The following is a 13184-nucleotide window of genomic DNA, read 5'->3' as shown; positions in this document are numbered from 1 at the left end:
GCCGCAGCTTTGCCCCGTAGGAAGGCTGCCGGCATCAAATACGGGGCCATCAAGCACCCTCGGCCAAGTGATTTTCAATTTCTTCCACAAACGGCGATGAACGCCCCGCGGTGTGCACCAGATGAATCTCAGACTTAGCACGCGTAAAGCCTACGTAGAACAGCCGGCGCGCCTCGGCGACCTGTTGCGGACCAACACCGTTGCGCGGTAACCGGCCGCGGTCTATACCAAACATAAACACCACATCGAACTCCCTGCCCTTTGCGCTGTGCAGCGTCGACAGTGTTAGCCGATTCAAATGCTCGCCGTCGCCAGCCAACTCGCCCAGAACCATATCTGCACGATCTCCCGCCGGGGCAATCCGAGCAGCGAAGACGGCCAGGGTGTCCATCTCATCCCTCAGCGCAGGACATTCGGAGACGAATGGCTGGATCACCTCCATCGACAGTCTTGCAAGCCAACCATGTAGGTTCAGGTTCGCCTCCCGGCTATCCCACAGGCTGGCGATCAATCGGCAATGAAAGTCCATCGCCTGGCCATCGCTATGTATGGACTCTGCGAACAGTCGCCGCCCCTCCCGCGCTAGCTGAGCAAAACGCGGCTTCCCCGTTCGCCATCCACCACAACACCATTGGCCACACAATTCCAACCACTGCATGACGCGACTGGAACGTGGGTACAGGGCGTTGCCATCTGTGCGCACGATTGGTATGCCGGCAGCTTGCGCCGCCCCGGCTACAGCATCGCCGATCCATGCGGCCGGGTAGAGCACTGCAACATTGCGGTAACTGAGTTGCGGGTGACGCCTCAGCGCCTGGGGCAACAACTCGCCGACAAGGCGGGCCGATTGCTGCTCATAGGTACCGCCTGTCGGGTGAATATAAACAGTTCCCTGCGCCGCAGCATCAGCCGCCTCGTAGTCACGCTCTTCACCCAAGGCCACGCGCGATGCCAGGACGATACGGTTCCCACTGCGGTAGTTCAGCCGCAGGCGCACAGTCTCGACGTCGTCGCGCTCTGACAATCTGCGGAGCAAATCAGGGCGAGCCCCGGTGAATCCGTAAATCGACTGATCAATGTCGCCCACTGCAAAGAGCCGCATGCCCGCTCGAAAACACAACCCCATCACCATACGATGCAGCGCGACACCAAGGTCCTGGTACTCATCGACGACAAGTACGGGGTATTTGGCGAGCAGCGCCCGCTGCAACCACGGGTTTTCACGCAGCGCTCGAACCGCGAGCAAGGGCATATCATCGAAGTCGATCAAGCCACGACGACGAAGTTGTGCTTCGTAGGTTTCCACGAGGCGCGCAAGCTCCGGATCGGTATCACTCCATTCTTGACTGTCGCGATTTAAGATTGATCGGCGATAGTTGCCAAGCCGGAACTCCCAATCTTGAGGATTGCTGGGCGCTTCGATCGTGAGGTTCACCGCTTCGGCCAGTGCTGCCTGTCGCTCAGCCCGGGTCGCCACGCCGAAGCCCTCAGGCAAACCCAATCGGGCAACCTTGGCATAAGGTAAGAGGATCTGCGTAAGCGAGAAGGAATGCACGGTCCCGACAAACACACGTCCACCCGGCGCCACTCCGAGTGAAGCCAGCCGAACTTCCAGCTCACGCGCGCATTCATTGTTATATGTGATGCACGCGATGCCGCGAGATTCCGGCACGTCCTCCACGAGCATACGCGCCAACTTTGTCACGAGAGTCTTGGTTTTCCCACTCCCGGGCCCCGCCAGCACGACGCAATGACCACGGGATTCGTATGCAGCCCATTGCCCCGCATTGCGCTGAAGCTGCGCGGCCGCCCGCAGGTAGGCCGCGCGATCAGACACGGTCGACCACGTAGGTAATTGCGCGCGCAATGTAAGGGGGCGGTGCAATACCCTCAATGCGAGACGCCAAACGCTGTGCAAATCGCCCTTTTCCGACGGTTTCGATCAGCTTGAGGTAGTTCTCCCGATCCAACGTCTCTGGGTCGTCTTCCCACTGGTTCACCCAAACCTGCCGCTCCTCGCTTAACCTTTGCTCCCGGAGTGTTTCGATGATGGCCGCTGTGAAATCTTCATCTTCAAACAAGTCGACTTCTAACGTGTCGAGATTGGTGAAAACTCCATACCCCTCACAGCGATCAGAGAAATCGCTGTACTGCTCGATCCTCTTGATCTCCTCGATGAGCCCACGTTGATCCTCACCCGTTCGGACTTCCTCAATAGTTTTTACGAGTCGCCACGAACGGTTGTAGCCGAGAGGTGTCCGGTCTCCCTGTGGATCCCAATCGGTCACTATTGAAAACGGGATGCCTAAGGCAGCAAGGAATTTCGAGTATGGCGTGAAGTTCGTGCCCGCTACCGAGCACACCGTAATACCGAGATGATCGAGATCGTGCCCCATTGAGGCGGCAAACACCGGCAGCAAGAATTTCTCGGCATCCCCTTCGACCAAGACAATCCCTCGTGCGAACAGCATCTCGGCACGCGTCACGTCAAGGTAGCGCGCAAGATCGTCCTCCTCTTCATCGGTGAGGTTGATCGACGCGGCCGAGGCGGCCACAGTTCCCTCGTCAACCGTGTCGCGAAGCAGCACCAGGGAACGCAGAGGTGCGACGCTAGCAATATGCGGCGAATGTGTTGTCAGGAGTAGTGAGAGCGACTCATTCTCCTCCTCACCCGCAAGACCTTCGAATAGATGGCGATACACGGACCGTTGCAGATGGGGGTGCAAGTGGGCCTCTGGCTCCTCAATTGCCAGTAAAGTGTGGTCGCGCCGGTTCTCGCCCATCAGTTGGCGAAGCTCCAGGGCCTTCAAGGTCAGGAACGCCACATTAGCCGAACCGAGACTGGCCTCGCTAATTGTGCGTAGGCCGCCATCGATCAGTAGCCGAAGATTGCGGAACAGGCGTGTCACGTTGGTCGTCCCGAACCCTAGGCTAGGTTCGATATCCTGCTTGGGACCACTCATCGATGCGAACAGTTGCTGCAGAGCCTGCTCCAAGTTCTGCACCGAAGGGAAATCCGCCAGTTGTCCCGTCGCGGCCTGGACAGCATTGCGAACACCTGCGAGGTCTTCGCCAGATACGCTAGCAAAGGCGCGCTCGAGCAAGGGCCGCAAAGGCGAGCGGCGCCACGTAGCTAGATCACCTTCAGCATCGCGCAGCGCCGGCAGGAGGTCCATAGCAATGCGCCGACGCACTTCGTGACCAAACCGCTTCGTCTCGACTTCACCGCCGAAGCAGATGAACTCGTAGTCGTCGTCGCATTCTGGCGCCCCCTCTAAGCCAGGAATCGGCCGGAATTTGTAGGTAAGCCGCACTGTGTGCGGATCGTCGTCAAGTCGAAAGTCCGTGAGCTGGGCGAGAAGATCCAGATCATCTTCAAACTCCCGCAACTCTACGAAGACAGTGATTTCTTCGTCTTCGAGTGGCTCTCCCAAGCCATCCCAGAAATCGCCCTGCCCAAGCTGTCGACCGCTATCGGGTAAGCTGGGATCGAAAACAAGTCGCAAAGCATGAAGCAGGTTACTCTTACCAACGCGATTCTCGCCGACGATGACGACACTTCCATCTACGACGATGTCCGCGTCGCGAAAGTTGCGAAAATTGCTAACGTAAATTCTTGTGAGTTTCATGCCCCATCTCTTCTTGAATTTTGCGATCGAAGCCGGCAAGGCGTTGTAGCGATACGTGTCCGCCTTTTTCCGCTACACACGGATTGGCAATGTGACCTTGGGCTGAATGGGCACCAACATCTTGGCGTAAGCGCGCAAAATTTCGTTGTACAGATCCGCGTGCTTGGGCGCCTCGACCGTGATAATTAGCGCGTAGCGAATCTTTTCTGCACTCGTCGTCGGCGCACCAGCCTCGCGTGCGTTGTAGTGGATATCGAACACGGGGTTATCCAGGCTAGTGCCACGCATGGACTTGTTACCGTGTAGGACCGTCTCCCACTTGCCCATGTCGGAACGACGCTCCTCTTCCGTAGCATACTTCTTCATATCGAAGAAGCCCTTCGTGTCCGCGTTGCTCTTGCCTTCCTTGATCTTCTTATCGCTGGGCCGGAACACGATTTCCAAACCGGCCCGCGTGTAAGCAACAGCATCCTGCGGGTCTGTCGGAGACGCATAGCAGAAGGTCGCCTTCAAGCGGATGTTGCCTTGCAAACCACCGGCAGGCAGAGGGAGTGACGCGCGCAGATATTTCCCCGGCTTTAGCTCGCCCTGGTAGACCACTCGCGCCACGCCGGTTGGGCACGTAATGACATCCATCAAGTCTTCCGGCACCTTGCCCCAACCGACTTCGAGCTTGTCGTGCGTGGATGAATCCGCGGCATGAACAAGCAAGGCCTTGATGGCCAGCGGAGTCAAATCTGCTCCGAGGATCGCTCGAACACCAACGGCATTGCGCAATAGATACGGTGACGCAAAGCTGGTGCCCAACTGCGGCACCAGTGTCGGCTTCGCACCAGGTGCCAGCACATGGAAATACTGGGAGCTGGCGGCATCCCCACCGAAGGCCATGAGGTCCGGCTTTACCACGCCGGGGCTTCGCCCTGGCCCGATGGCACTGTAGGCGGCACGCGACCATGACGCGTTCGTGTTGTCGGCAGCGCCGACGGATAGCGCATTAACGCAGTCGGAAGGCACCTGAACACGGGCATTTCCTACCGACCGATCCATTTGACCATTGTTGCCAACAGCCACGGTCATCAACGTCTCGCCATCGCTGAGAAGGTCGTCGATCACGGAAGTCCAGGCATGCACGTCTGTGTCATCGATTGGGAGGTCAGGCCCAAGGCTCAAATTGATGAACTGATACTGCCGCGACAGCAGCACTTCCTCGACTAGCCCCAGTGTGCGATACAGCTCCAATGGGTCTTCCGAGTCAGTCTCACGATCCAGTACACGCAGGTGGTCGACGTAAGAGTAAGGGCGTGCCGCGACGCTGTTAGGAGCAATTGGGCCAAACAGGAATGCTGAAGTCACGCCAAGTCCGTGCTCCAGGCCGCCCGGATCGTCGGCCGCCGTTTCATCGAGAACTCGGTAGGTATGCAACCATGGAGCGATACCGTGCTGCTCAGGCAAGCCGCCATCGAGGATAGCCACCTTAGGTTCGGACGATAGCGGCTGTTCCGTCGGCAGACTGCATGGCACTGTTACACCCGCCGAGCGCTGTACGGGACGCATGCCACGCAACTTCGGCATGGAACGAATCACCCGCACAAATGAGAATTCAGCCAGACGCACAACATTGTCATGCGCTCCCTCAACCGGGAGGAACCACAGATTGCCAGCGCTAAACGCCAAGTCGGCATGGATTTTCACGCCGACATCGGTCGCGTACTTGGCAAATGCTCGCTGCACAAACTGATCGTTGTCGCCAGGAAGCAGATGGATGCCAACCTCGAAGAAGCGATCCTTTTCCTCGCCGAGCGAAACAATACGGTCATTCGGCTCGAACGCGGAAATCCGCTCAATATGCGACAGATCCTTCGCTTCGTTCGATCCCTCCTCCAGTTGCCCTGCCCAGTCCTTCAACTGCCGAAAGGCCTGGCGCCTGCCCACCACGAATAGCTCTGTGGTGGTCGACTCCCGCGGCGCCCCCTTCTTCGACCAGCTCTCCGGCGTCAATCTGACCGCCCTACTACCGACAGATTCAAGACCTACGCTACGCAGCATGGCCGCCGGAAAGAAGGACCGCGCGATGTAACTAGGATTAAGTGCGAGGCGTGCCACTCCCAAATCCCCCGGACAGGCGTTGTTGGGCAAACTGTCGAGGCTTGCTGCAACGTCGACGAACTGCGGTGTCAGTCGGATCCTCGCCTGCTGCAACGTGTAGACCTCGGCCTTATCCATGCCGCGCTTCGGCCCCTTGATTTCGTGGGTCAACAACTCGCCACGTCCGATCAGGAAATTGGTCTGGTTCATGCCTCACGCCCCCCGTTTTTTGGGCGCGACGGTCAGTCCGTCGCTTGTGTACTTGCGAATGGTGTCTCGGCTCACGCCGGTGATATCCGAGATGCTGTGCTGGGATAAACGCGTCTGCTTAGCCAGCAGCACCGCCATATCGATGCGCCCCTGACGATCAAGCGACAGGGCGCGCGCCTTTATGAACTCTTCGATCAAATCTGCATCCGGCGTCGTCCCCAACGCCACGGCACGCCGAAAACGCTGTATCTCGCGCTCGATGTCACTAAAGGATTGGCCACGAAACGCGAAGGCCAGAATCTCGATCCAACGCCCAAACAGCGCGAAGTCCGGCCCCAAGAACCGCTTGATCGCCTCTTTGACCGCTGCTGCTTCTGGCACCTTGAATTCGACCACGAGGTCGAATCGACGCCAAAGCGCCGGATCGATCAGTTCAGGATGATTGGTTGCTGCCAGTAACATCCCCGTCGCAGGCCACTCATCAACCTCCTGCAGTATCACGGTCACCAGCCGCTTGAGTTCGCCGACGTCAGTATCATCGCTGCGGCGTTTGGCGATCGCATCGATCTCATCCAGCAATAAGACACAGGGGACGCGTTTGGCAAAATCTAGCGCCGCGCGCAGATTGGTGCCACTACGCCCCAGCAAGCTACTCATCACAGCAGTCAGGTCGAGTACGTACAACGGCACGCCAAGTTGAGCTGCCAACCAACGTGCTGTCAGTGTTTTCCCAACACCTGGCTGACCAACGAAGATGGCAGAGCGTGTCGGTGTCAGGCCCAGTGCGGTAAGACGCGCTACCTGCTTGCGCTCCTGAATTAGCTGACCAAGGGACTCCTCCAGACTGGCAGACAGCAGTGGCGCGTCCCGATCCGGAGAGTCCTTGAAAACCTTGAGCAGCGACAAACGCGACTCATCATCCATCGGCAGCACCTGCTCGACGAGCGACGGCGCGGCCGCCTTGCGCAATGGCTTTCCCGCCCGATGCGGCTTGGCGCGAAGAAATAAATCCACCTGCTCAGCCAGTTCCGGCTCAGTGCTCCGATACTTTCTGACCAGCCTCGCAGCGTACAGACGAACATCCTCCGTCTGTTCAGCCAACGCCAGCCTCACAACCTGGGCTAAATCAGCCTTCAAACCAGTCAATTCGCCCATACAATTTTCAACCCACTGATTTATAAGGAATTTTTTAAAACAAAAAACGGACTATATTTATTCTCACACACTTTCAGATGTCTGTGAAGGCGATTGGAAACGGGCAAATCGCGCCTGCCTCCGATAAAAGGCGGGCGCAGAGGTTGCACGGGAGGACACAGATCACCGAGTCAGGCACGGGGGGCAGTCAGCGGAGGTGCGGCAGATAGCTGTCAGTCGTCGCTGGCGTTGGGCTTTGCGGCCGGAAATTTGCTAGTCCGCCGAAACGTTCGATCCCCTGCCATAAAGGCCTCCAACATGTGCGGAATCAAAACCGTGGCATCGACGGCCTCGCCATATGCTTGCGCGTGCAGCGTGGCGTAGCGGTCGAGATCGGCTTTCAAGCTGGCCGGACAGGCAAAGGCCAACCTGATGCTCTCAGTCTTGGGCAGCGGCCCCAGCCGCAGCTTTCGAGTCGTACTCGTTGCTAAGTCCCCCGGTTGAAGAACAGTGGTTGGTAAGGCCGAAGCACCAGATCCCGGTTGACAATGATGCGCACCGGCAGGCAAGGCCGCTCGGTCAACGTGGGCTGGATGTTCATGTTGCGTCGAGTCATCTCCCGCCCGACCTGATTCACGCTGTCCTGCAGGCCGTCACGGCTGGCGATGATGATGCGATCGCCACCCTGGCGGCTCTCGGGCGCGGCCAGCTCAGCACCAACGCCCAGCAGTGTCGTCAGCGCCGTGCCAGCGAAGACGCGATCCCAGTGCCAATCCACGCCGTCCTCCAGGCCTGCAGAGCCGGCCGGATCGGTGCCCACGAGGTTGTCCAGCGTCAGCGAGGATGTGTCCGGCAGGATGATGCGATTCCACACCACCTGCACGCGGCTCTTCCCGTAGCTGACCTGGCTGTTGTAGCGGCCGAGGATGCGTGAGCCCTGCGGGATCAGCAGGTGCTTGCCGGTCGCCGTGTCGTAGACTGGTTCCGTCACCGTACTAATCACGTCACCCGGAAGATCCGACTTGATGCCCGTCACCAGGGCGCCGGCGATCACCGTACCGGCCATGACCTGGTAAGGCGACGCCGTCACCTATCTCTCAATCAACTACGCCACAGTAGGTTGCCATCCTGAAACCCTCGGGCTAGAGTGCGCCCGTCGTGGTAAGTCCCGCGACCGGGAGTCGAAACCCGCTTTGTCTGAGGGCGCGGCAGCGTTCATAGCTGCGTAGCAGGTACCTTGTACCCAGCTACTGCATTTCTATGGCGGGCCGTGCGGGGCAGGCTTTTGCCTGGCCGGTTCCCTCGGACGCCGGTATTTCGACCCCCGTACGGTTCGCCACCATTACCGAGTCGAAACGGTGTTGGTGGTTCCTCTCACTGTCCGAGGAGCATAAGGAATGCGCTACCCCTTTTTTACCCGAGAGCTCCGCCTTGGGCTTCAGGTCTTGCTGTCCACCTCTGATCCGGAGGTGCGCCATGGCTGAGTTCGAATCCTGCGTTGTACCTTTTCCGCTACAACGAAGCCCGCTGCATGAATCCGAACGCTCTCCCCTGCCCTCTGAAGCTGCCGCTGAACTGCGTGGCGTCATGCTCGGCAATCTGCTCGATCAACTGGCTGAACCTGAGGGCTTGCAGCCAGCGGATCTGCGCGTGCGCATCGCTGCTTATTCAGCGCTGGCTCTGCTCGATGAGATGGTCGTGCTCTATCGCCGCGCCCTCTCTGACGTTCGAGGAGGTGCCAGATGAGCAAGGGTGTGATGACCTACCTTCCGCCTCACGACGGCCATCCAGGAATGGAGATCACCTGGGCTGCCGATTGCAGAGAGGCATTCGACCAGGGCGTGAAGCTGGCACAGACCTGGCTCGATAACGCCCGCAGTGGATGGCTCTGGGCAGTGATGATCGCGGAGCGCGATCTGCTGCCCTGCGCTATTGAAAGGCGAGCTTTTGAAGTGGGTTTCCTGAGTCGTATCCACCAGCGTATGTGCTCGCATCTTCGCTGCGGTGAGCTGGCCGAGATCTATACGGCGGGTGATTGTTCTGGCCACAGAAAGACCCTGACGCTCGCAGGAGCGAGCTGTCAGGGCTGACCTGAGCCATGGCAAATGCCAATGAAGTGGCCTGTTTACACAGACCAGGAAGGAAGGTTCTGAGCTAACGGAGTGCAGGGGCAGCGTACTGACTGTTTGCACTTCGTTAGCCCAGAGACCGGAGAATATTTCGGTAGCGGCCATCTGCCAAACGTTTTGATGGGGTACTGGCTATAAGTGGCGACCAGCCTCGTTCCTTTCTCGTTGTTGGTGCAGGCCATATCTGCAGTTCTACGGCCCGCCACAACATCACTTGGCATCTTTGGTTGGGCCGACAGAGCCTGCGCGCTGCGCTTGCTGGTGTTGCCTGTGAGATCGGTGGAATAGCGGTCTTGCTGTTTCCTCTCACCCTATCACGGCATTCTCGCCGTCAAGGGCTGCATGCGCTTCGCGCATTTGCGGCTGGGCCGGCTATCGCCCCCTGACTGCTGCGCTGCGCCGTGCTGGGCCGGTTCCGGGCAATTCCGCCCGAGCAACTGGAGCATGATCATGTCGCAGCTTTCTCTCGCCTTTGACGCTTCCCTGATGATTCGCGACGAGCAAGGACGTTATTTGCCTGCTACTGCGGAGCAGATCCTGGATGCTGCTCGCAAGGTGATCGATCAGAAGGTTCAGCGAGGTGCAGCCTTTACGTCTTCGGAGCTGGTCAAGGACTACCTGATCGCGAAACTGGGTGGCTTTGAGCACGAGGTTTTTGCAGCGCTGTTTCTGGATGCCAAGCATCGCCTGATCCAGTACGTCGAGATGTTCCGCGGCACCATCGACAGTGCGTCTGTGTACCCACGCGAGGTGGTCAAGGACGCGCTGCGCCTGAATGCTGCGGCAGTGATCTTCGCGCACAACCATCCAAGCGGAAATCCAGAACCAAGCCAGGCTGACAAGGTGCTAACACAACGCTTGAAAGAAGCCTTGGCGCTAGTAGATGTTGCTTGAGCACGCCACCACACCTTGATGGCGCATATGCTCGCGCACCTGGTAATAGGCGGCGCCCATGGCAATGCCCAGGGCCTTTGCTTCGGAGCTGCGAGCAATGACGCAGCCATCGTTGTATCTGAATGATCCTAACAATTAGTAGGTCATAACACACTGATTCATAACGCTTTTTTCCGACTAACAAATTTCGACTTTTTTCGCCTATCAGCACGAAAATTCACCATGTGGCGACAGGCGCTGGAAGCGCCTTGGAACGAATGAGTCAACAAGGAACTGGTTGATCCAGTACGCAAAAAAAGAGGTATACAAGCCGAAGAAATGAGCTGGCTGGCCCGACCCGCGCAAAGCTCAGGCCGGGCCAGTTTCACCATCAGCTGTTCTGAAGAGCTCGTACCTTCTCGGTGGTGATGGGCTCACCGCCGATTCCCCAGTCGCCGCTCTTCACTTCCTCAAAAACGACCCAGGTCACACCACGCATTTTCTCGCCTTCGACAGAGACCATGGCGTCGGTGATCTTGCTGATGATCTCGGCCTTTTGCTCGGTAGAGAAAACCCCTTCGATACCTTTCACAGTTACCAGTGGCATAGCCAGACACCTTCAGTAGTTGAGTTACGCTGTGGATCAGCCGAAACGGTTATTCCTGGTAAGGCGCATAGTCGGTGTAGCCTTTCGCCCCGATCACGCCGTAGAAGGTGGAGTGATCGCTTGGTGCGAGAGGCCAACCGTTCTGCATCCGCTCGACCAAGTCTGGGTTTGCGATGTACGGGGTGCCGAAGGCGATCAAGTCATGATTGCCGTTCTGCAGCTCGGCCTCTGCCAGCTCCGCGGTGAAGCCACCGGCGCCGATAACCGTGCCTTTGTAGAGCGAGCGGAAGCTCTTGTAGAAGCCTTCCGGGAACGGTACTGCATCCAGTGTTGGCTGGTAGTTGAGATGGACGAAGGCCAACTCGCGCTCATTCAGTGCAGCTGCAACGCTCTTCCAGGTAGCCTCTTCCTCAGGGTAGGGACGCAGGTCGTACAGCCGACCGAATGGCGAGATGCGCACGCCGACACGGAAACTCCCAATGGCGTCTGCAATGGCATCGACGGTCTCCAGCAAGAAGCGCTGACGATTCTCGATCGATCCGCCGTATTCATCTGTACGCGTGTTGATCTGGCTGCTCAGGAACTGATCGAACAGGAAGGCATTCGCGGCCATCAGCTCGACTCCATCGAAGCCGGCTTCGACCGCACGCAGGGCGGAGGCAACGAAGTCGTCGGTGACACGGCGAATCTCATCGACGCTCAGTGCACGGGGGACACTCGGTGCGACCGGGCCAGGGAGACCAGGCTCGACCCAAGCATAAACAGTAGTACCTACTGCTGGCTCGGCACTCGCCGAGACCGGCGCAGAATTTCCTGGCTGCAGCGACACATGGGACATGCGGCCCACGTGCCAGAGCTGCGCGAAGATCTTGCCGCCGTTGGCATGCACTGCATCAGTCACTTCTCGCCAGGCACGGGTTTGCTCGTCCGTGTAGATTCCCGGGGTATACAGGTAGCCACGTCCCTCGTCGGAGATCGGCAGGCCCTCGGTGATGATCAGGCCCGCCGAGGCCCGCTGCGCGTAATACAGCGCGGTCAGTTCGGTCGGAACATTGTTTTCCGTCCGGGTGCGGGTCATCGGTGCCATAACTACCCGGTTGGCCAGCTCCAGACTGTCCAGATTGTATGGAGAAAACAGCTTTTTCATATTCAACCTCTTCAAACGAATACCTGAATCAATCGGCTGGCTTAGCCGACAACGACTTCCAGCTTTGGCACCATGCGAATGGCCTTGGAGAAGTTGGCGAGATTCACGGAAGTCTTGGTGACGATGCGGTGTAGCTCTTCCACCTTCTCGACAGGTGCATCGGTGTGGATGCGCACGACGTAGCTGATTTCGTCGAAACCGGGGTTGACGCTCTCGTCCAGGCCCAGGAAGCCGCGCAGATCCAACTCACCATCGGTCTCGATTTCAAGGTTGTGGATGGTGATGCCCATGACCGAAGCGTTCACCACATAGCCCACGGAGAGACAGGCGTTCAGAGCGGCAATCAGCAGTTCCTGCGGGTTTGGGGCAGAGTTTGCTCCCAGCAGCTCCAGTGGCTCGTCGGCCGCAATCTTGATGTCACGCGGGTAGTCGTTACCACTCAGATGAAAACGGTTCACGGTGGCTACGGTGCGGGTCTGATGCTCCCACTTGGTCTTCACGTTGAAGCGTGCGTGACGCTTGGATGCATCTTCAGCAACGCCCTGTGCGAAGGCTTGCAGAGCAGCGACGTCGATACCGTTGAGAAGCTTGTCCATTTTCAAAACCTCTTAAAGTCGTGGATAAAAAATCAAAAAAACGAAACACCCGAAGGCGATAACCCTGTCAGTGCGAACAGCCAGAAATCGAACAGCTGGTTGCACTGATTGCCTCTTCATCACTCGAAAGCTCTTCAATCGCGGCGCGGAGCACTTTGGTAAACACTGCAGGTTCCTGAGCGCCGGAGATGTAGCGATTACCATTGATCACGAACAACGGAATGCCGGTACCGAGGCTGCTTACTGCTGTTTCATCGCTCAGGATTGCGGCCTCCGCCGAATCAAAGCCGATGAGGTCGGTGGCACCTATTTCAATCGCCAGATCTCGCAGAACTCGTGCGTTGAAGATGTCCTTGCCCTCAGTAGTTCCCGCCAAATAGAGCCGCTCTACATAGCGGACCTGCAACGCCGGATCGGCGATGGCCTTGACGTACTGATGAGCCGCGGACGTGTCCCCGAAGCGCATGACGTCAAATCGATAGTCCAAACCCTCACGTGAAGCAGCTCCGCGAATGGCCCTCATGAACACATCCGCTCGGCCCTGGCTGCCTGTTTTTTGTACGAGCGCCTCTTTAAAAGGGATCGGGCTCATGCCTTTGGCCAAGCGGTATGCGCGTGGCACGATTTCAACTTCGACCTGGTCCCCGAGAGCATCAATTGCCTGCTCCAGGCGCTTCTTTGCTATCCAGCACCAGGGACAGACAAAGTCGGACCAGACCTCGACCGTAATTTTCTTCATGGAACTTCCTCTCATCTGTCTCCGATGCTTATGGA

At 58.1% G+C, this 13184-nt stretch carries 11 protein-coding genes and 2 pseudogenes; 3 read left to right on the top strand and 10 right to left on the bottom strand.

What is annotated here, in order from left to right:
• Positions 1 to 49: 49 nt before the first annotated feature.
• From DXK50_RS16755 to DXK50_RS16730, 6 genes and pseudogenes are all read right to left on the bottom strand, one after another.
• Positions 50 to 1837, bottom strand: coding sequence for an ATP-dependent helicase (locus tag DXK50_RS16755; RefSeq protein ID WP_212631104.1), 1788 nt, complete (start codon positions 1835 to 1837; stop codon positions 50 to 52).
• Positions 1830 to 3629 carry an ATP-dependent nuclease gene (locus DXK50_RS16750; protein ID WP_212631103.1) on the bottom strand — a complete coding sequence of 600 codons (1800 nt, stop codon included), beginning with the start codon at positions 3627 to 3629 and terminating at the stop codon, positions 1830 to 1832. The genes DXK50_RS16755 and DXK50_RS16750 overlap by 8 nt, the downstream gene beginning before the upstream one ends.
• Before the next feature lie 72 nt (positions 3630 to 3701).
• Positions 3702 to 5924, bottom strand: a complete 2223-nt coding sequence (locus tag DXK50_RS16745) for a S8 family peptidase (RefSeq protein WP_212631102.1) — start codon at positions 5922 to 5924, stop codon at positions 3702 to 3704.
• A gap of 3 nt (positions 5925 to 5927) precedes the next feature.
• The gene (locus DXK50_RS16740; RefSeq protein ID WP_212631101.1) at positions 5928 to 7079 is read right to left on the bottom strand and encodes an AAA family ATPase; all 1152 of its coding nucleotides are present in this window, start codon (positions 7077 to 7079) and stop codon (positions 5928 to 5930) included.
• 212 nt (positions 7080 to 7291) lie between these two features.
• On the bottom strand, positions 7292 to 7525 hold the full coding sequence (locus DXK50_RS16735; RefSeq protein WP_212631316.1) for a DUF2274 domain-containing protein: 234 nt from the start codon (positions 7523 to 7525) through the stop codon (positions 7292 to 7294).
• Positions 7526 to 7545: 20 nt separating this feature from the next.
• Positions 7546 to 8139 (bottom strand): annotated as a pseudogene (locus DXK50_RS16730) (TraB/TrbI/VirB10 family type IV secretion system protein); the annotation flags it as partial.
• A 395-nt stretch (positions 8140 to 8534) separates the two neighbouring features.
• On the opposite strand from DXK50_RS16730, the gene DXK50_RS24990 reads away from it, so the two are divergent.
• The 3 genes and pseudogenes from DXK50_RS24990 to DXK50_RS16715 form a co-directional block, all read left to right on the top strand.
• On the top strand, positions 8535 to 8804 hold the full coding sequence (locus DXK50_RS24990) for a hypothetical protein (protein ID WP_023106401.1): 270 nt from the start codon (positions 8535 to 8537) through the stop codon (positions 8802 to 8804).
• A complete protein-coding gene (locus DXK50_RS16720) occupies positions 8801 to 9148 on the top strand; it encodes a LasR-specific antiactivator QslA (protein WP_212631099.1) in 348 nt (115 codons plus the stop codon). The genes DXK50_RS24990 and DXK50_RS16720 overlap by 4 nt, the downstream gene beginning before the upstream one ends.
• A gap of 489 nt (positions 9149 to 9637) precedes the next feature.
• Positions 9638 to 10075 (top strand): annotated as a pseudogene (locus DXK50_RS16715) (JAB domain-containing protein); the annotation flags it as partial.
• 376 nt (positions 10076 to 10451) lie between these two features.
• Here the strand turns inward: DXK50_RS16715 and DXK50_RS16710 are convergent.
• The 4 genes from DXK50_RS16710 to DXK50_RS16695 form a co-directional block, all read right to left on the bottom strand.
• Positions 10452 to 10667, bottom strand: a complete 216-nt coding sequence (locus tag DXK50_RS16710) for a tautomerase family protein (RefSeq protein WP_003159697.1) — start codon at positions 10665 to 10667, stop codon at positions 10452 to 10454.
• Positions 10668 to 10716: 49 nt separating this feature from the next.
• Positions 10717 to 11814 (bottom strand): alkene reductase, encoded by a 1098-nt coding sequence (locus tag DXK50_RS16705; RefSeq protein ID WP_003125305.1) that lies wholly within the window; start codon positions 11812 to 11814, stop codon positions 10717 to 10719.
• Positions 11815 to 11855: 41 nt separating this feature from the next.
• Complete coding sequence (locus tag DXK50_RS16700; protein ID WP_003125306.1) at positions 11856 to 12410, bottom strand: OsmC family protein; 555 nt, start codon at positions 12408 to 12410, stop codon at positions 11856 to 11858.
• A 67-nt stretch (positions 12411 to 12477) separates the two neighbouring features.
• A complete protein-coding gene (locus tag DXK50_RS16695; protein ID WP_016561615.1) occupies positions 12478 to 13149 on the bottom strand; it encodes a DsbA family oxidoreductase in 672 nt (223 codons plus the stop codon).
• Positions 13150 to 13184: the final 35 nt, after the last annotated feature.

Source organism: Pseudomonas sp. KB-10, from assembly GCF_018221585.1.
GTDB classification, from domain to species: domain Bacteria; phylum Pseudomonadota; class Gammaproteobacteria; order Pseudomonadales; family Pseudomonadaceae; genus Aquipseudomonas; species Aquipseudomonas yangonensis.
The sequence above is the reverse complement of the archived record's forward strand: the minus strand, read 5'-3'. Positions and strand labels throughout refer to the sequence as shown.